Below are 21783 nucleotides of genomic sequence, written 5' to 3'. Positions count from 1 at the left end.
ATGCGGACCATAAGCGATAGAAATCTTTAATAAATCAAGGGCTAATATAGTATTTTATAAAAAATTTTGAAAATATCTCTAAAATTGTAAAATTTTGTCGAACCTCTGAATAGTTGATTAAAATAAGGATTGCTCACCTAATATTTGACTAGATGTCCTATGTGGCTAGCCATATGGGATTCGAACCTCTAAACTATGTTATTAATTTTTGCAGGGTGAGCAAAATTAGCAGCTCATAGTACTTTAGCTTAGAATGATTAAAAAATTTTCTTCGTAGACAATGATAGTATCATATGATACTATCATATAATGAGTAACAGACCGCCTTTTCAGATAACTAATACAATCTTGGTATTACTACAAGATATTTCTTATGAGCTTGGTGTTTTAGCCGGTAGCAAGCTTTATTCTCAGCCTATAAAACTTCGCAAAAATAATCAAATTAAAACTATCCACTCTTCTTTAGCAATTGAAGGAAATAATTTAAGCATAAAACAGATAACAGATTTAATAGATGGAAAAAGGGTACTGGCACCGGAAAAGGATATTTTAGAAGTAAAAAATGCTATAAAATTATATAATGATCTGACTATATTTAATCCTTTTAAAGTTGAATCATTGCTAAAAGCACATGAGATATTAATGCAAGGATTAGTAGAAGATAATGAGGAGTGGCGTAAAGGTAATGCCGCTATATTTAAAGGCACAGAGATTATACATTTTGCACATCCGGCAAGCCCACATCTTTATTAATGCAGGATTTATCTGAGTTTATAACACAAGATAAGAACATTTCCGGAATAATTAAGGCTTGTATATTTCATTATGAGTTTGAATTTATCCATCCTTTTTCTGATGGTAACAGGCGAATCGGTAGATTATGGCAACAATTATTACTAATACAAACTAATGAAATTTTTGAATATATTTCCGTTGAAAGTTTGATAAGGAATAATCAAAGTGAATATTATAGTGTTTTAAGTAAGTGTGATACGCTTGGTGAATGACGTTATTTATCGAGTTTATGCTTGATAAAATAGTTGCAGCATTAAGATTATATAGTAATAATATAACATATGAGGCAAGTACTCCATTATATAGAATTGAATTTGCTAAGGTTAATTTAATAGATAAATGGTTTTCTAGAAAAGATTATACTAATATACATAAAAATATTCTACGGCAACGGCTAGTAGAGACTTGTTATACGGTTTAGAGCAGGGGATACTAGAGAGTAAAGGCAACAAGAATCAGAGTTATTATAGGTATACTAACATAGAACTTTAAAAATTTGTTATGTCGTTTTATAAGCTCAATGATGCTGAACGTTTAATATACGCTCCGCTCATTGACTTATAAGCAGCAACAAATATTACAAAACAGCCGGAATGGTTATCAACAAAAGAATCAGAAAAATTTCTTAAAAGTTAGACTGCGGTTTTTTTCATCGTTACCCCGTGGCTTGACTCTCTACTGTACGAATGTTGTAGTTAGCTTGATTATAAAGGCAATTAATGTCATTCTTAGCAACGGCGGGAATCCAGTACTTTAAAGCTTTTTTTAAAGCTCGATTTATCTCGCTTGACCCTAGATTCCCGCCTACGCTGGAATGACACCGAACACATTTTCCAAGCCATGCAACAATGTTGATATGGACACAGTTGATTCACAAGAGATTAACATGAAAAATTTTATAAAATATTTATTTTTTACCGTTTTATATATAGTAGTAACAATAATAGTTGCTTATATGGTTTTGGCTCAAACTATTCCTAATGATGGGCAGTGTCATATGATGGATAGACCGCTTGTTATTCATTACATTTTAGCAACAATTATTACCGCTTTACCGGCACTAATTTTAATATATAGTAGAAGTAAGAAAAAGAAGAAATAAATTATATGATCGGTAAATTAAGCGGTAAGATTGATTCCCAAGGCGATGATTACATTATAATTGACGTAAATGGGGTAGGGTATCTTGTTTATGCTTCAGGTAAAACTTTAGGTAAACTTGCTGAAGGTGAGTTTTATAAACTATTTATCGAAACCCATGTTAGAGAGGAGTATATTCATCTTTACGGTTTTCTGACTCTAGAAGAGAAAAATTTTTTTAATTTGTTACAATCAGTAAACGGTATAGGTACAAGAATGGCTTTATCTATCTTATCAAGCCTTACACCTTCAGATATTCAAATTGCTATAAATAATGAAGATAAAAATGTATTTAAAGCAATATCCGGCGTCGGGGCTAAGCTTGCCGAGCGTATAGTGTTAGAGCTGAAAGGTAAAGTAGTGAAAATATCCAGCGGTTCAGCTATTATTAAAGATAGCTTGAATATTAAGAATATCACGCCCGTCGCATGTAATGAAGTAATAAAAGCTCTAGTAAATCTAGGATTTTCTAGATTTGAAGCTCAACATGCCGTTCAAGGCATCATTATCCAAAACCCCGAAATTTCTATTGATAAGTTAATCAAAACAGCCTTAAAAAACCGAAATGCCGGTCTCTAAATTAAATATTAATTTATTAACATTCTCTTTACTTTTATTTAATTTTGATATATAATACATATTCAAAAAAAATATCATTAAAATTAATAGGTAAAATTATGTCAAAATTAAAAATATTTTTAGCAAGTATAAGTGCTAATAAGTTAATTGCGGAACTAGAAAAAGACCCAGCTACATTAAATATCAACGATGAGATATTACCCCATCATTTGGAAGATTTACTAAAAACTTTAAAAGGAGATGATACTGTAAAACGCTAAAGATTGAAAGTTCTGTATGGAATTCAGCATCATTGCTATCACACAACGGTATAACAGAAAAAAATAAAATAGCATTATTGAAAGCGATACCAAAAATGAATCTAAACGCTTTAGGTTTGACCGGTCTTACTCCAAACAATAGCGATATAGATATTTTTTGTGAAGCAATCAAACATAGCAAAATTAATGAACTTGAGTTTTTTTAGGTAGAGAAATACGTAATGAATCAAAAGCAAAATTATTAACTTCTATAGAAAATAATAAAGCTCTTCTTAATTGCTTGTTTACAGGTCCAAATGATATGTCACAGCAAGAGAAAGAAGAAAAAAAGCATGCACAAGTCAAATTAAGAAGAGAACCGATAAAAATCAGAGTATTTTAGAAGAAGTAGCACAAGTTTTAAAAGATTGGTCTGAAACGCCTAACGATTTGCATAAGGGTACAATTCATAGTTACTTAAAATTATATCAAAAGTTAAATAAAGATAGTGTTATAGAAGAGTTAGAAAAGTTAAAAGTAACTGATGCAAACTTTATTCTAGAAAACGCAGATAAATATATTAACGAGCATTTTTTTGAGATGGTGGGAATCGCAAAAGAGGTATATGCTGATGGTTTATTTGTGCCTACTGATATAACTAGTTACATCGTATCTTGTATTGGGGATTTATCTAATATAATAAATAAATCAAGTGATATAGAATCTTAAAATAATTTATAGCATAAAACTATTTTTTAGCTATTATTAATCATTATATTTATGTATCTTTTAATTAATGGATTCCCGCTTTTAGCTAGGAATGACATAAAATGACTAATATATTATCGCCTGAAAAAAGTGAAAATGATCAAGAATTGCCGATAAGACCGTCATATTTGCAAGAATTTGTCGGTCAACAGCAGATTAAAGAAAATCTCTCTGTATTTATTAAAGCTGCAAAATCTCGAAATGAGCATCTTGACCATACTTTATTTTACGGTCCGCCCGGTCTTGGTAAGACTACGCTTGCTAAGATTATCTCTAATGAAATCGGCGGTAATTTCAAATCCACCTCCGGTCCTGCTATACTTAAAGCAGCTGACCTTGCTGCTATCCTAACTAATCTTGAAAAAAACGACGTATTATTTATTGATGAAATTCACCGACTAAATACTTCTGTTGAAGAGGTTTTATATCCTGCTATGGAGGATTTTGAGCTTGATATAATTATCGGTGAAGGACCTGCCGCAAGGTCAGTGAAAATAACCTTGCCGAAATTTACCTTAATCGGGGCCACTACACGCCTTGGGCTGCTTAGTAATCCTTTGCGTGATAGGTTCGGTATTCCTATGCGGCTTAATTTTTATAATACTGAAGAATTGAAGAAAGTTCTAAATAGAGCGAGTAAATTATTTGATATTGATTTGACCGATTCAGGTTCGGAAGAGATAGCAAAAAGAAGTAGAGGAACGCCAAGAATTGCATTAAGATTGCTTCGTCGTATAAGAGATTTTGCAGCAGTTGACGGTAAATCAAGAGTAGATAAAGAAATCTCTGATTTTGGGTTAAATCGTTTGGAAGTTGATCGCATAGGACTTGATAGTAATGATTATCGTTATTTGAAATTCATAGCGGATCATTATAACGGTGGTCCTGTCGGAATTGAAACGATTGCAGCAGCCCTTTCTGAACAGCGTGACGCACTTGAAGAAACCATAGAGCCTTATCTAATACAGACAGGTTTATTACAAAGAACTCCTAGAGGTAGGGTAATCACGATTGCCGCTTTTGAGCATTTGAAAATGCCGATACCTAATCAATCACATCATCAATTTAATATTTTTAACGAGCATGAGTAATAATAATTTAAATGATAGTTATACAGCCGCAGATGTTATAAAAAGACTGATAAAAGATCATGTGAAACCTTACGCATATAAAATATATTTTTCGATATTTTGCATGGTTATTGCAGCGCTTTGTACGGCAGTGATTGTACATGCGGTTAGACCTATTATTGATAAGATTTTTTTAACGCATGATAAGAAAATGCTTATAATAATGCCTATAGTGCTTACTGTAACTTTTTTTATAAAAGGAATTTCAGAGTATTATCAGAATTATCTAATAAAATTTGTTGGGCAGAGGGTACTAAATGATTTGCAGATAAAAATGTATGAGCATTTGTTACTTGCTGATATTTCTTTTATTCAAAACCAATCTTCAGGACGTTTAATATCTCGTTTTACTAATGATATTTCTTTGATGCGTGGGGCTGTTTCTAATTTACTTGTCGGATGTGCTAAACATTTCCTAACTGTAGTATGTTTAATAATAACTATGTTTCATTTAGAACCGCTATTATCTTGCATAGTTTTTCTTGTGTTCCCTTTGGCTGTTTATCCGGTGCAAAGGATGGGTAGAAAGATAAGAAAAATATTTTCACAATCACAAGAGGAGTTTGGGCATTATACTTCTAGGCTTGATGAAACATTTCAGTCAATTAAGATTATTAAATCTTTTGTAGGCGAAAAAATAGAAAGTAATAGAGCATCGTTGATTATTAATAATATTTTAGAGTTCTACAAAAAAACATCTAAGCTAGATGCGATGGTTTCACCGATTATGGAGGGTTTAAGCGGTCTTGCAGTCGGAGGGATGGTTTGGTACGGAGGTAATCTAGTTCTTGAGGGTAAAACAACACCCGGTGCATTATTTGCTTTTTTAGCTGCTTTTGCTGCAGCTTATAGACCGTTTAAAAGTTTGGTATCGTTAAATATTAATTTGCAGGAAGGAATAGCCGCAGCTAAGAGGGTATTTAGTATTTTGGATACCGAACCCCTTATTAAAGATCATGAAGATGCTAAAGAAGTAGATTTATATAATCCACAAATTACTTTTGAAAAACTATCTTTAAGTTTTGAAAGTAAAGTAGCTATAAAATACATAGATTTAAAGCTAGAGCCTCATAAAATGATTGCGTTTGTTGGGCGTTCAGGTAGCGGTAAGACGTCCCTTAGTAATTTATTAGTGCGTTTTTATGATCCAAATGAAGGAAGAATTTTAATTAATAATCATGATATTAAAGATATTAAGCTGACGATGCTTAGAGGTCAGATTTCCTTAGTTACTCAAGATACTCATTTATTTGATACAAGCGTTGCCGAAAATATAGCATACGGTCAGGAAAACGCTACAAGAGAAGAAATAATTGAAGCAGCGAAATATGCAGATGCTCATGAGTTTATTATACATCTGCCGAACGGTTACGACACACAAATAGGAGTGCAGGGGACAACTCTTTCAGGCGGTCAGCGTCAGCGTTTATCTATTGCTAGAGCCTTCTTAAAAGATGTGCCTATTTTAATTTGGGATGAAGCAACAAGCAGCTTAGATCAAGCTTCCGAACAGAAAATTCTAGAATCTTTAAAGAAATTACGCCAAGGAAAAACCACTTTAATCATTACACATCGTTTAAGCAGTATTACCGACCTTGATAACACTATCGTCATGAAAAATGGTGAGATTTGTGAGCAGGGTACTCACACTCAATTGCTTAAGAATAAGGATGAATATTATAGATTGTATAATAAGGAGTTAAGGGAGAACGGTTGAATTATAAAATAAATAGTTTATATTTCTTAATTTTTGTTAACTATTATTGCAATACTAATATTTTCGTCATTGCGAGAAGAATTACGTAGTAATTCGACGAAGCAATCTCAGGAGTTTGTTATTATCTCATGAGATTGCCACGCAGCCTATGGCTCCTCGCAAGACCTTGTTGCGTAGATATAAAAAAAGGGTCATGCCTCCATATTGCAGTTATGCCTATTAAAAAGCTATACGTTCAATAAGAGTACCAATAACCTTATCATGAATATCCAATGACTTGGAAAAGCAGATTGTCTTACGTGCAAGCCTCTTGCATCTCGTTCTAAGGTTCAAGTTACTTCGTTCTATCCGTTGAGTGTATTTTTTACTGATAATATGCTTTTTAGGGTCTAATAACCTAGCATAACTCCCCCATCCATCTGTATAGTAAAAAGTCACCTTGAAATTCTCTAGTTTTTTCAGTAATGATTCTAATGTGCTATCACATCTTGTACCAAACGTATAAGCAACTACTTTTAACGAAATCTTATCCAAGGCATACCAAAGCCATCGTTGTCTGGATTTATTCTGTACATAAGACCATTGTTCATCTATCTCAGGAGCAATAATTACTTCTGTTGTACTGATAGAATGATTTATTGTTTTTTAATACTAGATTTTTTTAAAACACGGATAACTGTATTGATACCCACTTTTAATACTCTTACTGTATCTCTAACTCCAGAGCCGTTGATTGACATTTCTACTATTTGCTCCTTAACTCCAGGCTTAGATGCATTATTAATATACTCCAATTAAAAATATCGATTACACCGCTTGCATTGATATCTCTGTTGTTTTGAAATTGAATATCCTGACTTTATTACTTCTTCTGTGTTGTTACAATATCTACACTTAACATCTATTTTTGCCATAACTCCTTAACTATAATTCTCTCTTATTACTGTTTGAGGATTATAGACTATTTACTCTAAACTGCAATACGGAGGCACGACCAAAGTGGGTATCAATACAGTTATCCGTGTTTTAAAAAAATCTAGTATTAAAAAACAATAAATCATTCTATCAGTACAACAGAAGTAATTATTGCTCCTGAGATAGATGAACAATGGTCTTATGTACAGAATAAGGTCGTGCCTCCGTATTGCAGTTTAGAGTAAATAGTCTATAATCCTCAAACAGTAATAAGAGAGAATTATAGTTAAGGAGTTATGGCAAAAATAGATGTTAAGTGTAGATATTGTAACAACACAGAAGAAGTAATAAAGTCAGGATATTCAATTTCAAAACAACAGAGATATCAATGCAAGCGGTGTAATCGATATTTTCAATTGGAGTATATTAATAATGCATCTAAGCCTGGAGTTAAGGAGCAAATAGTAGAAATGTCAATCAACGGCTCTGGAGTTAGAGATACAGTAAGAGTATTAAAAGTGGGTATCAATACAGTTATCCGTGTTTTAAAAAAATCTAGTATTAAAAAACAATAAATCATTCTATCAGTACAACAGAAGTAATTATTGCTCCTGAGATAGATGAACAATGGTCTTATGTACAGAATAAATCCAGACAACGATGGCTTTGGTATGCTTTGGATAAGATTTCGTTAAAAGTAGTTGCTTATACGTTTGGTACAAGATGTGATAGCACATTAGAATCATTACTGAAAAAACTAGAGAATTTCAAGGTGACTTTTTACTATGTAGAAGTCAAGATTTAATCTTACAGACATTATAAAAATTATATCTGAATGTCTGATAAGTTATGACTGTCAGATGAGTATTCAAGATATAAGATTTCGTTATTCTTTTCAACAGCTAACTTTTTACTATCCATAAAAGTCTGCATAGGTGTTTTTCCATAGCAATATTTACCGGAATGCGGTCTTTCATTATTATAATATTCTAGCCAAATATCAAGATCTAGTTGTAGATCATCAAGATCAGTATAGATCTTTTTACGCATAGCAGTATCAAAGAATTCTTGTTTCATAGTTTTATTAAAACGTTCACACATACCATTTGTTTGAGGAGAATATGCTTTAGTAGTAGTATGCTCAATACCCTCAATGCTTAAGAACAATTCAAAAGCATGATGTTCTATATTACCTTTATACTCACCACCTCTATCAGTTAAAATACGAAGTACTGGTATTTGCTGACTCTCATACCATGGTAACACTCTATCATTAAGCATGTCAGCAGCGGTAAGTGCTGTTTTATCAGTATATAGTTTAGCCTCTGCAACCCGAGTGTAACTATCAATAAACACTTGAGAATATACCTTGCCTATGCCTTTAAAATTACCTACATAATATGTGTCTTGGCATCCTAGATAACCTGGATGCTGTGTATCAATCTCACCATGAGCTTCTTTCTCGCTACGCCGTTTCTCTAATACTTGTAACTGAGCTTCGGTAAGAACAATACCATCCTGAGCCATTTTGGCTTCTAATGCTTTAAGTCTTTTATTGATATTATTTAAATCATTACGTAGCCAAATAGATCTAACTCCTCCAGGTGATACAAGAATACCAGTCTTTTTAAGCTCATTTGATACTCGCAGCTGACCATAAGCGGGGTATTCTATTGCCATATCTAATACTGCTCTCTCTACGGCAGGATCAACTCTATTCGCTATAATTAGCTTCTTCCGACTAATCTCATATAATGCTTCTTCTCCTCCTGTTTCATATAACTCTTTAAACCTATAATAACTGTCTCTACTGTAACCCATAGCTTTATATGCTGACGATATACTACCAAGACTCCTAGCTAATTCTAGTAATCCTATTTTTGGCTTTATTATTTTTTGATTTAGATTCATCTCTAATCCTCCATTTAATATTATCTTAATTTTACTAAATGTAAGATTAAATCTCAACTATTACATATTATCAGTAAAAAATACACTCAACGGATAGAACGAAGTAACTTGAACCTTAGAACGAGATGCAAGAGGCTTGCACGTAAGACAATCTGCTTTTCCAAGTCATTGGATATTCATGATAAGGTTATTGGTACTCTTATTGAACGTATAGCTTTTTAATAGGCATAACTGCAATATGGAGGCATGACCATTTTATAAATGGAGATCAAAGTATGGTGGTATGGCTTTACCGATGATTACTAAATTAAAGGAGTTAGAATCGGAAAATGCACGGCTTAAAAAGATGTATGCTGAGGAAAGGCTAAGAGCTGATATATTAAAGGAAGTACTTGAAAAAAAGTTAGGAAGCCATCTCAAAGGCGGGAGATGGCTAAAATAATATCTGGAGAAAAAGATATTTCTATAAGGAGTGCATGCAAGATCTTTGGTGTCAGCGAAACATGCTATAGATATAAAAGGAAGCTATCATCTGAGGATGATATTATAGCAGGCCAGCTAATGCGTTTAGTAGGTGATCAAAAGAACTGAGGCCTTGGCCTCTGCTTTTTATATTTACGTAATATCAAAGGTTTTGGTTGGAATCATAAACGTGTATACAGGATATATAAGGAGCTAGCCCTTAATATGAGAATAAAGCCTAAGAAGAGATTACTTAGAGCAAAGCCTAAAAAGCTTATAGTGTCTAAAACAATAAATGATTGCTGGTCCATGGATTTTATGCACGATAGTTTAGAGAATGGTAGGAAATATCGTTTATTTAATGTGATTGATGACTTTAATAGAGAGAGCCTTGGTACTGAGACTGATTTTTTATTGTCAGCAGGAAGAGTTATCAGGTCACTAGATCAAATTATAGAATGGCGAGGTAAGCCAAAATCTATACGTTGTGATAATGGACCTGAATATATCAGTAAATTATTGAGCAAGTGGGCAAAAGAAAAGAATATCAAGTTATTATTCATTCAGCCAGGCATGCCTCAGCAAAATGCATATATTGAAAGATATAATAGAACTGTAAGATATGATTGGTTAAATCAGTATTTATTTGTTAATATACAAGAAGCACAGGATCTTGCAACTCAATGGCTTTGGTCTTATAATAACGAAAGACTTAATATGGCTATTGGCGGTATAACACCAATACAAAAATTAGCTCTCGCAACTTAACTCTCTACTCTCTATTGCGATTAAAAATGGGAGGATTACCGTATATTGTTGCATGGCTCAAAAAACGGCTTGATGTCATCCCTGCGAAAACAGGGATCCATCATAAAGCAAGATAAATCGAGCTTTTAATTTCAAAAATTTGCTGTATTTATAATTTTTTTTCTGGATTCCCGCTTTCGCGGGAATGACATAAGAGCCATGCAACAACACTTTCAGTCGCTCGTAATGACGAGTTATTTTAAGGATTCACTGCCAGCTTATATTTTAGATTTACAAGTTTTATATGACAATTAACACTACATTTAGTGTTTTTTGTAACTTTAGTAGATGAAGATTTTTTAGAGTTTTTAGCTAAAGTTTTACTTTGTGGTTTTTTTAGATTAATATTTTTTAGAAATTTCTCAGTTTCATTAGGTAAATATTCTATTTTTACTTTAGTTATACCTTGATTTTTAAATGCTAAAATTTCGGCTGCTTTTTGAGAAACATCTATTATACGATTTTTCTTAAAAGGGCCTCTATCATTAACCATTAAAATTACTGATTTATTATTGGCTTGGTTGGTAACTTTAACTAAGCAAGGAAGCGGAAGAGTTTTATGTGCGGCAGTTAATAAATTTTTATTAAATCTATCACCGTTAGCTGTTTTTTTACCGTGAAAACCGTCTTTACGTCCCCCGTACCATGAAGCATAACCTGTTTCGGTAAAAGATTTAGGACTGTGAGGTTTGTAAGTCTCTCCTTTTATTTTATAATTTTTTCCAACTTTATAATGTCCTTTATAAGTTAGATTATGAGGATCATCTTTTGATAATTCTTTGTAAGAATATTTATGAGAATAAGGTAATCTTTTTGAGGTATTGCAACCACTTAGACAAAAAATCAATAAAAAAATTAATACAATAAGTTTATGGTGTCGTATCATCATCATGCTTATTAAAATTATCCATTATTTTAGCGTAACACACAACTTTTTCAACACCTTTTATTTTTGATGCAATAGAAGCAAGCTTTTCTAGCTCTTCTTCTGATCTTGCAACTCCAAATAAATAAACAATATTATCTATAGTTAAAATAGTATAATTAGCAAATTTAATGTCTTTTTTGACTAAGTTTTTAGCTTTAATTTGCGTGGTTATCATACTATCTTTAGTATATTGGGCTAAGTCAAAATGATTACTATTTTTATTTACTTTCAACTCATTAATAACTTCTTTTACGCCTTTTTGATTCCAAGCAATTTCTACGGCTTTTAACACATCAGATTCTTTTTGAATATTTCCTGTTAATAATACTCTTCCTTGTGATACTTCAACCTTTATTTTAGCTCCTAAATCTCTAAAATTATTTTTTACTAAGTCAGCTTTAATACCGGCAGAAATCCTTGAATCATTTAATGTTTCAGACATTGGTTGATCTTTTGAAGCAACAATACCGGTAGTGGTTGCTGCGGTAAAAATAGCAGGTAAACAAGCAGATAGACTAAAAGAAAGAGCTATAAAAATTAGAACTCGTAACATCATAATAATAATACCCTACGATTTTTAAAAAGATTATATTTGTTTAAGAATTAACTGTTTGTTTATGTCATTCCCTATAGTACCGGACCTTGTTGCGTACATACCGAGTCGTCATTGCCCGCGTGGATATCTAATCGTCAGTGCGAGGAGCGAAGCGACGCGGCAATCCAGAAAAAATAATAAAAAAAATTCTGTAAATCAGAATTTTTAACTGGATTGCTTCGTCGAATTACTACGTAATTCTTCTCGTAATGACGAAAAGCAGGTTTACGCAATAATGCCACGCGGTAATGATATAGAGTAAAAATAGCAAGGTATTATATCTTGCTATCCGGTAATTTATTCTTTAATAAAAGAGGTAATTGCAGTAAAATGAATATAAAAGTAATAGGTATTACACCGAATACTTTAAATTTCACCCATGTTTCATCTGAGAAATTACGCCACACTATTTCATTAACTACAGCCATAAAAAAGAAAAAAGTCGCTGTTCTATAGCTTAAAGTTATCCAGCTTTCTTCTTTAAGGCGTACTATACTCTCTAAAGCATATTTGATAAAAGGATTTTTTCTTATACCGCTCATGAGAAATATTATTCCAAAAATAACATATAATATAGTAGGTTTGATTTTTATATACATTGAATCACCGCTAATTAAAGTAATGCTTCCCGAAACTAATAAAACAGTCGTAGAAATAATAGAAAGCTTGGATACTTTCTTATCGATAACATAACAAAGGGTAATACAAATAACAGAGGTAATAAGCATATAAAGAGTAGCGTTTTGTATACCGCCTCCATAAAAAAAGCCTGCAAAAAATGCTATTACCGGACCAATTTCTGATAAAAGTTTTAACATATTTAATTTAATTATTCTCTTTGATAAAATTAATTTGATTCATTTTTTTTGTACTGATATTAAGTTATTTTTGGAATATCTTAATTTTATTTGTATGAAAATATTTATCAGTAATATAGTAGTAAAATAGGCAAGTACTTGTAGCCCGTTAGGTCTTGCAATATAACCGGTAACAATATGTAAGATTTTACCTATCATACTTCTATCTGCCACTAACCATGAACTATCCCAAAGTTGATCGGATAAAAACATAACTAGACCGGAAGAGGTTAAAATACCTGCAGCACTTGCTGCAAATCCGCCTGCTATTAACATTAATAATACAGTAGAGATTTTAAAAATATATTTTTGATTAGTAATCTTAATTAAACCGAAATATATTACTAAACCAAGTAAGAAGCCACTTGTAGCACCTATTATCACTCCTTGCAAGTAAATACTGCTTGATATTGTTTCAACTGAAGATATACTATATACTAAAATAATAATTTCTGCACCTTCTCGTAATATGGTAGTGGCAACTAAAAAAACCAACATGAAATAACTGGCGTTGCCTTCATGAATTTTTACTGATAAGTCGTTTATATGTTGCTTTACTTTTATACCGTAACCTTGCATCCATATTATTGTCCAGCTAATCAGAATTGTTATTAGTATCATAATGCCGGAATCGAATAGCTCGTCGCCTATTCCGCCAAAAGATAAAGATAATTTACGGGTAAAAAATGCAAAAATTGAAGCAAATACTACTCCAAGCATCACTCCGGCAATTATATAAAGACGAGATTTTTCTATTTGTTTTGTTACGGCGAGTATTACACCAAGTAATAAGGATATTTCTAAACATTCACGAAACACTACTAAAGCAATTTTAAACATATTTTTTATCTAATCATTAACAATTATAATACCCTGAGCCGTATCTTGATGAAAATCCCCAAAAAATTCATATTTTCCGGGTTTAAGCGGTGCAAGTATAATATTTATTGACTCATTCGGCATCACTATTTTTTCACGATGTAAATCATGACTTTCAAACTCCTCTACTGTATCATCTTCATTATGAACAATTAACCTTATCTTAGTAGATTTCGGTACTTCAACTATATTCGGAACAAATTTATGATCTTTTATAGTTATCTTTACTTCTAATATATTATCATTTGTTTTATTATCGGAACTCTTATTTGTAGAGATATAAATAATTACTGCTAAAAATATCAAACCTACTAGTATAATAATATTTTTGTTTTTTTTAATAATTTCCATACTAAACTCCTAGCTTAATTAAAGTTTAAAGTAAGATTCTTATATACTCATTTAATTTGAGTTTTAAATTTTTAATAATTACAAAATTTATCCTGCAATTTTTATTAATGCTATAAGATATACAATTATTATCATTATGACAAGGATAGATAATAAAATATAATTTTTTTGTTTTTTATTATCCGATATTTTAGTTTGTTTCATATTTATTTAATTTTGTTTAAAATCATTAAGTTCAAGTAAAAGATATTCATTTATCGGTAATGATTCATGAGAAATAATTTTATTTATATTAGAACCTAAGGCTTTAAAAGTTTTGCTTTCGGCAATAACACTGCGTGTTCCAACCGTTACTTTACCTTGTAAGGCGTAAGAAAAAATTAAAGGATATGTAATATCGCCGATTTTCATATCTATTTGTTGTCCTTTTGCTTTAGAATCATATAGTATTTTACCGTTTGATAAACGAGTAATTTTAGCATTAAAGCTTACTTTTTCACCGCATAATAAAGGAACACGATAAGCTATCTCATCGTCATAAATTTTTACTGCATTATTTTTGACAAAATTTTGCGGTAATATGGATTTTAAAATTACATTTACTTTGTAATTATAAGCATCATCGAAGATAATATTATTACTATTATTAACGGCATATTTTGCCGGAATAATAGCTTCTCGTGCTTCTCCTACCATCATACCGATTATTACATTATCTAAGCCAAGCATTACAGGAGCAGAGCCTAAAGTAAAAGTTTTAGTATCTTCAGATATTAAAGTATTGTTCATATCTGATATTTGATAAAATACGGTAACTACATGTCCGCAAGAAGCGGGACCGATATTACCGCTACCGAGCGTATTAATTTTAAACAGTGTTTTTACTAAATCCTTACGTACTTCAATAGTGTAATCATTAGGATTAATAGGTCCATTTAACGGTTGTAAAATATTTTCAAAAAATGCTTTCCCTTCTTCGGTTTTAAGAGCATTTATTACTATTTTTGAAACCGTACGTTCAAATAAATTACCGTTTAATGAAATAGGGGGTTCATTATTTATACTAGTTTGGTTTTCATCGGTAGATGAATTATTTGAAGCCGTTTGCTCTATAGTTGTAGGATTATTGTTGTCGGGAGATATTGTGAACTTTACTATATTGTAAAGTATTAGGATTACAATTATTAAAGATAAAAATTTTTGCATATATATTCGTTTAATTTGAAAAATTCGCTACAGCTATTTCAGAAAGCTCAATACAAGCAAATTTTGCAGAACTCGCCTTTGCTCACGTATTACTATAACAATCAATTACTTAATAATCAAATGAGAATAAAAATAATTTGATTAATATCAATAATTGATTTAAGTTTAAATGCAGAATTTTATAAATATAGTGGTGAAAAGTGAAAAAATTTATATTTTGTTTTTTATGTTTATGGACATTAAACATATTTGCTGCTTCTAAAACTTACCCTAATAAGCTTAATCGTTGTAAAATTACTAGAAATATATTTAATGATTATGAACCGAAAGTTTTTGAGACTACTAATAATTTATTACGTAAAACAGGAAGATTATCAAAATTTTACGGTGAAAGGATATTAATTAAAGGAAAAATATTAGATCAAAATTGCGTACCGGTTGCAGATGCTAAAGTTTATTTATGGCAAGTAGGAAGCGGAGGTAAATACCCTTATGAACCTTTAAAAACTAGAGTGGATAAAAGAAGATTTACAAGTAAAAGCGATTCAAGCTTTACCGGTTCCGGTATTGCTACTACTAATAATAAAGGAGAATATTACTTTATTAGCATGTTGCCTTATAAATCTTCTCGTTATTTGAGAAGTGCGAACATAAGAATAGAGCATCCCAGTCTTACTACTCTTGAAACACGCTTAGACTTATCTGATAAAAATATGTGTGATAATGAGTGCGGTGAAGTAAATCCGATATTAATCGAACCGCAAGAAAATATACCGTCTTATTGTTTTGATTTAGTATTACAAGGTACGACACTGAAGAGGTATTGATGCAGTACGTCATTGCGAGCGACCGTAGGGAGCGTGGCAATCTCAGGATACTTGACGAGATTGCCGCGACGTTGCTAACGCAACTCCTCGCAATGACGTTTTGCCTCTTTTCCAGGTGCTTCTAAAGGTTTTTTTATACCACAACTACATAATGTAAGTGCTAATACGAATAAATAAAATATTTTCATTACTATAAATTATTATATGACCTTAAGAAGTTATAATAAATATCTTATATATATTATAGTGTTTTTATTATCTACAATAATTTTTATTTCTAAAATTTATGCTAAGCATCAGGATAAATTAGAATTTTTAAGAGGCTCAAGCGTTCCTGATAATATAATTTTTTTTGATGAAGAAAAAAATCAATATGCTCTTGATCAGTTTGAAGGAAAGACTATATTGTTAGTGTTTTGGGCTACTTGGAGTGCTCCTTGTGTCAAAGAAATGCCTGACCTTGATATGTTGCAAAAAGATTTTAGGAAATTACCTTTTTCAGTAATTCCGATTTCAGAAGATTATCAAGACATAAAAATTGTTAAAGAATATTTTAAAAGCTATCAAATAAGATATTTGCCGATTTATCATGATTATAGAAATGAATTATTTAAAGCCTTAGGGGTTGTTAGCTTACCGACTAGTATATTAATAGACCCAAACGGCAAAATAATAACTAGCTTTGTCGGCAATACAAATTGGTATGACGAAAAAGTTAGAGATACTATTTTATCTGCCATTCCTGGAAATTATCCTGAACCTAAAAATAGTTATAACGAGCAATCTCTGAATAAACCGGCTAAGCCTTTGCCGCCTGTAAAAAAAGATGCTATAGTAACTCCAAATAAATAGACGAAGCTCAATTTGGAAAAGAGCAAGGAGGCTGTAAGCCGAGGCGAGCTGCGTATACTTAATACGTGAGGACCGGAGGAATGATAAAGCGACGAAGCCAATTTTTTAAATTCAGCGAGTATATTAAATTAAAAATGAGCAAAATCAATGAATGAAGTAAATAAATCAACTATGGCGAATGCAGAATTTGATCAGATAATAACCAAACGGCAGATAAGTAAATTAGATCAGTTATTTTCTTCGGTTTTTGGTGATTCTAAAGAAGTGATTGCCGTTTTACGCCTTAGCGGTGTTATCGGTAAAGTAAGTACTATGCAATCGGGACTTACTTTAGAATCATTAAATGAACTAATAGAAAAAGCTTTTAAAATAAAGAAATTAAAAGCATTATGTTTAATTATTAATTCTCCTGGCGGTTCTCCGGTACAATCTGAACTTATTGCGAAACGTATTCGTGACCTTGCTAAAGAAAATAAAATAAAAATTTATAGTTTTATTGAAGATATGGCAGCTTCAGGCGGATATTGGCTTGCTTGCAGCGGTGACTGGATATATGCTTCTTATAGTTCGGTTATAGGTAGTATAGGAGTAGTATCAAGCGGATTCGGATTCCATGAAGCGATTAATAAACTTGGAATAGAGCGTAGAGTTTATACGGAAGGAAAAAATAAAGCAATTTTAGATCCTTTTAAACCTATTAATAAAGAGGATCTTAAAATTATCAAAGATTTGCAAAAGCAGGTTTACGAGCATTTTGTAGAATATGTAAAAACAAGAAGAGTAGGGAAGTTAACACAGCAAGACGAGATTTTATTTAACGGTGAATTTTGGGCAGGACAAACGGCTCTTGATTACGGTTTAATTGATGGCATAGGTGATATGTATAGCGTAATGAAAGAAAAATTCGGCGATAATATTAAGTTTCAATATCTGTGTGCTAAACAGCCTTGGCTTAAAAAAAAACTTGGCATGGGAAGTAAGATATTAACCGATAATCTTGCTAATTCTTTAATTGATGTAGTAGAAAATAAAATTGTTAACGATAAATTTGATATAAGGTAGTATGACTATAACGCAAGTTAAAATTAAGAAATTAGAAAATTTTTCAGGTAGTTTGCCGGAATATGCTACAGAGCATAGTGCGGGGATGGATTTAATAGCCGCAAATGAACAACCTATAACAATAAAAGCAGGTGAAATACAGCTAATTCCAACCGGCATTGCTATAGCACTGCCAGACTCTTTTGAAGCCCAGATACGACCTCGTTCGGGGCTTGCCGTTAAACACGGTATTACGGTTGCTAATTCACCAGGTACTATTGATGCAGATTATCGAGGTGAAATAAAGGTGATTCTTATTAATCTCGGTAAAGAAGATTTCGTTATAGAAAAAGGGATGCGAATTGCTCAGATGATAATCGCAAAGTACGAACGTATATTATGGGAAAAAAGTAGTAGCCTTACGGAAACGATGCGTGGTAGCGGTGGCTTTGGTTCTACAGGTGTTTAAGAGTTCTAAAAACGTCATTGCGAGCGGGTATTGCCCTAATCGTCATTGCGAGCGACCGTAGGGAGCGTGGCAATCTCATGAGGTAATATAAAATTCTTGAGATTGCTTCGTCAAAATTTTCATTTTTTTCCTCGCAATGACGACTCCAGTATCCATGCAACAAATCATAAAACTTATGGGTCGTGCCTCCGTATTGCAGTTTAGAGTAAATAGTCTATAATCCTCAAACAGTAATAAGAGAGAATTATAGTTAAGGAGTTATGGCAAAAATAGATGTTAAGTGTAGATATTGTAACAACACAGAAGAAGTAATAAAGTCAGGATATTCAATTTCAAAACAACAGAGATATCAATGCAAGCGGTGTAATCGATATTTTCAATTGGAGTATATTAATAATGCATCTAAGCCTGGAGTTAAGGAGCAAATAGTAGAAATGTCAATCAACGGCTCTGGAGTTAGAGATACAGTAAGAGTATTAAAAGTGGGTATCAATACAGTTATCCGTGTTTTAAAAAAATCTAGTATTAAAAAACAATAAATCATTCTATCAGTACAACAGAAGTAATTATTGCTCCTGAGATAGATGAACAATGGTCTTATGTACAGAATAAATCCAGACAACGATGGCTTTGGTATGCCTTGGATAAGATTTCGTTAAAAGTAGTTGCTTATACGTTTGGTACAAGATGTGATAGCACATTAGAATCATTACTGAAAAAACTAGAGAATTTCAAGGTGACTTTTTACTATACAGATGGATGGGGGAGTTATGCTAGGTTATTAGACCCTAAAAAGCATATTATCAGTAAAAAATACACTCAACGGATAGAACGAAGTAACTTGAACCTTAGAACGAGATGCAAGAGGCTTGCACGTAAGACAATCTGCTTTTCCAAGTCATTGGATATTCATGATAAGGTTATTGGTACTCTTATTGAACGTATAGCTTTTTAATAGGCATAACTGCAATATGGAGGCATGACCAACTTATGAAAATCACAATAAAATTATTAACTTCTATATTTTTATTAGCCTTGAACTGGATCCCGTGGTCAAGCCACGGGATGACAAATGCGGTAAATTCTGATTCTGTAGATAATGTTAAGCAAGTTTTTACCTATATCGATCAAAAAAACTGGTCTCAGGCTGAAGATTTAGCCTGCGCAGTAAATAATAAAGCCTTAACAAAAATTGTACTTTCTCAGAAATATTTAGATAATAAATATTCAGATAATAGTTTTGAACATGTAATAAGATTTTTACGCAATAACCCGAATTGGCCTCAAAATAAGCTGCTTGAAGAAAGAGCGGAAGAATATCTAAATAATAATACAAATAAAAAAGTAATTTTTGATTGGTTTAGTAAACATTCTCCTCTTACCGGCAAAGGTTATAAATTTTATGCGGCAGCTGCAAGTAGTTTAATCAAAGATCAGAATATATTACTACCTATTATTAAAGAGTCTTGGGTATATGCCAATTTCACTTCTGAAGAAGAAAATGTATATTACAATAAGTGGCATAAATATTTAACGGCGAATGATCATTTAGAGCGGATAGAAGAGCATTTATGGAAAAATGATATTAGGTCTGCCGAGCAATCCTTAAAATATGTTGATCAAGGCTATCGTAATTCTTTCAAAGCACAAATTGCAATTATTAATAAATCACAAAATGCTGAAAAGCTTTTTAGAAGCATTCCTGAAAAATACTATAGTTCCGGTTTGTTATATCGTTATTTAGATTCTAAAAAAATGCAAAAGCCAACAAAGGAAGTTATTACTTTGTTTAAGAAAGCTAAAAATAACCGTAAACATTTTGCTAAATGGTGTCGTATTCAATCCTATTATGCTCGTGAATTCATCGATTACAAGGATTTTGCTAATAGCTATAGAGTGGCAACGATACCCTTTGCCACCTGCCCTGAAACTATAAGAGAGCAGGAGTGGCTTGCGGGCTGGCTTGCTTTAAGCTTTTTAAAAAAGCCTGATCAAGCATTATTACATTTTAATAAGTTTATCAAAGTTGTTAAAACCCCGATTAGTTTGGCACGTGGATTTTATTGGCTCGGTCGTACTTATGAAGCAAAAGGCGATAAGCAAACGGCTAGAAAATTTTACGAGCAGGCAGTCAAATATTCTTTTACCTTTTACGGACAGGTAGCAAATATTGAATTAAATAGGACAAAATTAGTTTTACCTCATATTCCCGTAATAACTTCTGAAGAAAGGAAAACTATAGAAAATAAAGAGATTATTAAAGCAATAAGGTTACTGGTTAAATATAATAAGAATAATTTAGCCATGATATATTCCAAAGCAGCGATTAAAAACACTAAAAATCCTGCAGAAATTCAAATAATTGCGAATATTATTAAAGCAAATAATAATACTAACCATATGGTTGAGGTGGCAAAAATTGCTGCCCAAAATAACGCTTTTATTCCGGATTGTGCTTTTCCAACGCCTTATAATCTAGGAGGTTTGCCTATCCCACCTCATTTAACTTATGGAATAATTAGACAAGAGTCGGTCTTTGATCATAGGGCTGTGAGTTATGCAAATGCCATGGGGCTGATGCAGCTTATTAAGAGTACTGCTTGTGATACCGCAAAATCTATAAATATGAAATGTAATGTAGCAGATTTAACTAGGAATCCAGTATATAATATTAAACTTGGTTCGCATCATTTCAAAAAATTATTAGATGATCATAAAGGTTCTTATATTCTATCTATTGCTTCTTATAATGCCGGAAGTCATAACGTAGTAAAATGGATAGATAGGTTTGGTGATCCAAGGGATATAAAAGATACAAGAAAAGTTATTGACTGGATAGAACTTATACCATTTAGAGAAACAAGAGATTACGTTCAAAGAGTACTTGAAAATGTTCAGATTTATAGGGTAATCTTAAATAAGAATAGTAACTTGTACTTTAAGCGCGACTTACATGCTTGTGATATAGTGAAAAGTTAATTTTCCATTAGTGTTTTGTTTTGACATATAGTAATATATAAGTATGATAGAGATAGTATTTGATAGTACCGGAGTAAATGTATATAGCACCAGTGGGTGGCATCAAAGGAAATACGGTAAGGATGGATTATAACGGTAAGGATGGATTATATCGTAAGAGAGAACAGTGGAAGAAGATACATGTAGCAGTCGATTTAGATAGTATGGAAGTACTATCTGTAGCCTATACGGATAGTAACACAAACGACTGTGAAGTTGTTGGTGATATGAGCAAAGAGATAACAGGCAAAGCTAAAACCGTTATAGCAGATGGAGCTTATGATATGTAATAGTTGA

Annotated in this window: 22 protein-coding genes and 4 pseudogenes; 18 read left to right on the top strand and 8 right to left on the bottom strand. The window is 32.1% G+C overall.

Going from position 1 to position 21783, the window contains the following annotated elements:
* The first annotated feature begins 309 nt into the window (after window positions 1-309).
* The 7 genes and pseudogenes from AC0ODJ_RS06525 (at window position 310) to AC0ODJ_RS06495 (ending at window position 6368) form a co-directional block, all read left to right on the top strand.
* Window positions 310-1287 (top strand): annotated as a pseudogene (locus AC0ODJ_RS06525) (Fic family protein).
* Window positions 1288-1681: 394 nt separating this feature from the next.
* Complete coding sequence (locus tag AC0ODJ_RS06520; protein ID WP_218460660.1) at window positions 1682-1897, top strand: Holliday junction ATP-dependent DNA helicase RuvA; 216 nt, start codon at window positions 1682-1684, stop codon at window positions 1895-1897.
* Window positions 1898-1902: 5 nt separating this feature from the next.
* Window positions 1903-2514 carry a Holliday junction branch migration protein RuvA gene (gene ruvA / locus AC0ODJ_RS06515; protein ID WP_218460651.1) on the top strand — a complete coding sequence of 204 codons (612 nt, stop codon included), beginning with the start codon at window positions 1903-1905 and terminating at the stop codon, window positions 2512-2514.
* A 98-nt stretch (window positions 2515-2612) separates the two neighbouring features.
* Window positions 2613-2774 (top strand): hypothetical protein, encoded by a 162-nt coding sequence (locus tag AC0ODJ_RS06510; RefSeq protein ID WP_256621375.1) that lies wholly within the window; start codon window positions 2613-2615, stop codon window positions 2772-2774.
* 429 nt (window positions 2775-3203) lie between these two features.
* The gene (locus tag AC0ODJ_RS06505) at window positions 3204-3482 is read left to right on the top strand and encodes a hypothetical protein (RefSeq protein ID WP_474465439.1); all 279 of its coding nucleotides are present in this window, start codon (window positions 3204-3206) and stop codon (window positions 3480-3482) included.
* Between the two features lie 101 nt (window positions 3483-3583).
* Complete coding sequence (gene ruvB, locus AC0ODJ_RS06500; protein ID WP_218460649.1) at window positions 3584-4612, top strand: Holliday junction branch migration DNA helicase RuvB; 1029 nt, start codon at window positions 3584-3586, stop codon at window positions 4610-4612.
* On the top strand, window positions 4605-6368 hold the full coding sequence (locus AC0ODJ_RS06495) for an ABC transporter ATP-binding protein (RefSeq protein WP_474465435.1): 1764 nt from the start codon (window positions 4605-4607) through the stop codon (window positions 6366-6368). The genes ruvB and AC0ODJ_RS06495 overlap by 8 nt, the downstream gene beginning before the upstream one ends.
* Window positions 6369-6587: 219 nt before the next feature.
* Here AC0ODJ_RS06495 and AC0ODJ_RS06490 read toward each other — a convergent pair.
* Window positions 6588-7282, bottom strand: a pseudogene (locus AC0ODJ_RS06490) (IS1 family transposase).
* A gap of 297 nt (window positions 7283-7579) precedes the next feature.
* Between AC0ODJ_RS06490 and AC0ODJ_RS06485 the strand changes: the two are divergent.
* Window positions 7580-7858, top strand: a complete 279-nt coding sequence (locus AC0ODJ_RS06485; protein ID WP_474464641.1) for an IS1-like element transposase — start codon at window positions 7580-7582, stop codon at window positions 7856-7858.
* Window positions 7855-8088 (top strand): IS1 family transposase, encoded by a 234-nt coding sequence (locus AC0ODJ_RS06480; protein ID WP_474465809.1) that lies wholly within the window; start codon window positions 7855-7857, stop codon window positions 8086-8088. Before AC0ODJ_RS06485 ends, AC0ODJ_RS06480 begins: the two co-directional genes overlap by 4 nt.
* A gap of 20 nt (window positions 8089-8108) precedes the next feature.
* Here AC0ODJ_RS06480 and AC0ODJ_RS06475 read toward each other — a convergent pair whose 3' ends face one another.
* Window positions 8109-9194 carry an IS481 family transposase gene (locus tag AC0ODJ_RS06475; protein ID WP_474465637.1) on the bottom strand — a complete coding sequence of 362 codons (1086 nt, stop codon included), beginning with the start codon at window positions 9192-9194 and terminating at the stop codon, window positions 8109-8111.
* Window positions 9195-9257: 63 nt separating this feature from the next.
* On the opposite strand from AC0ODJ_RS06475, the pseudogene AC0ODJ_RS06470 reads away from it, so the two are divergent.
* Both AC0ODJ_RS06470 and AC0ODJ_RS06465 read left to right on the top strand, forming a co-directional pair.
* Window positions 9258-9416 (top strand): annotated as a pseudogene (locus tag AC0ODJ_RS06470) (IS1 family transposase); the annotation flags it as partial.
* Between the two features lie 31 nt (window positions 9417-9447).
* A pseudogene (locus tag AC0ODJ_RS06465) lies at window positions 9448-10424 on the top strand (IS3 family transposase); the annotation flags it as partial.
* 238 nt (window positions 10425-10662) lie between these two features.
* On the opposite strand, the gene AC0ODJ_RS06460 reads toward AC0ODJ_RS06465, so the two are convergent.
* The 6 genes from AC0ODJ_RS06460 to AC0ODJ_RS06435 form a co-directional block, all read right to left on the bottom strand.
* Entirely contained in the window at window positions 10663-11310 is a 648-nt protein-coding gene (locus AC0ODJ_RS06460) for a septal ring lytic transglycosylase RlpA family protein (protein ID WP_256621191.1), read from the bottom strand.
* Between the two features lie 22 nt (window positions 11311-11332).
* Window positions 11333-11947 carry a BON domain-containing protein gene (locus AC0ODJ_RS06455; protein WP_218460178.1) on the bottom strand — a complete coding sequence of 205 codons (615 nt, stop codon included), beginning with the start codon at window positions 11945-11947 and terminating at the stop codon, window positions 11333-11335.
* A 314-nt stretch (window positions 11948-12261) separates the two neighbouring features.
* On the bottom strand, window positions 12262-12804 hold the full coding sequence (locus AC0ODJ_RS06450; protein ID WP_218460177.1) for a septation protein A: 543 nt from the start codon (window positions 12802-12804) through the stop codon (window positions 12262-12264).
* Window positions 12805-12843: 39 nt separating this feature from the next.
* Window positions 12844-13683 (bottom strand): FTR1 family protein, encoded by an 840-nt coding sequence (locus tag AC0ODJ_RS06445; protein ID WP_218460176.1) that lies wholly within the window; start codon window positions 13681-13683, stop codon window positions 12844-12846.
* 9 nt (window positions 13684-13692) lie between these two features.
* Window positions 13693-14073 (bottom strand): cupredoxin domain-containing protein, encoded by a 381-nt coding sequence (locus AC0ODJ_RS06440; RefSeq protein WP_218460175.1) that lies wholly within the window; start codon window positions 14071-14073, stop codon window positions 13693-13695.
* A 210-nt stretch (window positions 14074-14283) separates the two neighbouring features.
* A complete protein-coding gene (locus AC0ODJ_RS06435) occupies window positions 14284-15279 on the bottom strand; it encodes an FKBP-type peptidyl-prolyl cis-trans isomerase (RefSeq protein ID WP_218460174.1) in 996 nt (331 codons plus the stop codon).
* Window positions 15280-15479: 200 nt separating this feature from the next.
* Here AC0ODJ_RS06435 and AC0ODJ_RS06430 point away from each other — a divergent pair, with 200 nt between their 5' ends.
* The 7 genes from AC0ODJ_RS06430 (at window position 15480) to AC0ODJ_RS06400 (ending at window position 21776) form a co-directional block, all read left to right on the top strand.
* On the top strand, window positions 15480-16106 hold the full coding sequence (locus AC0ODJ_RS06430) for a dioxygenase family protein (protein WP_218460173.1): 627 nt from the start codon (window positions 15480-15482) through the stop codon (window positions 16104-16106).
* Window positions 16107-16310: 204 nt separating this feature from the next.
* Window positions 16311-16958 carry a TlpA disulfide reductase family protein gene (locus AC0ODJ_RS06425; RefSeq protein WP_218460172.1) on the top strand — a complete coding sequence of 216 codons (648 nt, stop codon included), beginning with the start codon at window positions 16311-16313 and terminating at the stop codon, window positions 16956-16958.
* Between the two features lie 147 nt (window positions 16959-17105).
* Window positions 17106-18020, top strand: coding sequence for a S49 family peptidase (locus AC0ODJ_RS06420; RefSeq protein WP_218460171.1), 915 nt, complete (start codon window positions 17106-17108; stop codon window positions 18018-18020).
* A 1-nt stretch (window position 18021) separates the two neighbouring features.
* Window positions 18022-18468, top strand: a complete 447-nt coding sequence (dut, locus tag AC0ODJ_RS06415; RefSeq protein ID WP_218460170.1) for a dUTP diphosphatase — start codon at window positions 18022-18024, stop codon at window positions 18466-18468.
* Between the two features lie 260 nt (window positions 18469-18728).
* Window positions 18729-19423 (top strand): IS1 family transposase gene (locus AC0ODJ_RS06410; protein WP_240466735.1). Its coding sequence is split into 2 segments (ribosomal slippage): window positions 18729-19002 and window positions 19002-19423, totalling 696 coding nucleotides; the frame shifts between segments, so codons are not numbered across the junction.
* Window positions 19424-19458: 35 nt separating this feature from the next.
* Window positions 19459-21447 carry a lytic transglycosylase domain-containing protein gene (locus AC0ODJ_RS06405; RefSeq protein ID WP_474465424.1) on the top strand — a complete coding sequence of 663 codons (1989 nt, stop codon included), beginning with the start codon at window positions 19459-19461 and terminating at the stop codon, window positions 21445-21447.
* A 122-nt stretch (window positions 21448-21569) separates the two neighbouring features.
* Window positions 21570-21776 (top strand): transposase, encoded by a 207-nt coding sequence (locus AC0ODJ_RS06400; protein ID WP_474465421.1) that lies wholly within the window; start codon window positions 21570-21572, stop codon window positions 21774-21776.
* The last annotated feature ends 7 nt before the right edge of the window (window positions 21777-21783 follow it).

This window comes from Rickettsia senegalensis (genome assembly GCF_056135685.1).
The sequence above is the reverse complement of the archived record's forward strand: the minus strand, read 5'-3'. Positions and strand labels throughout refer to the sequence as shown.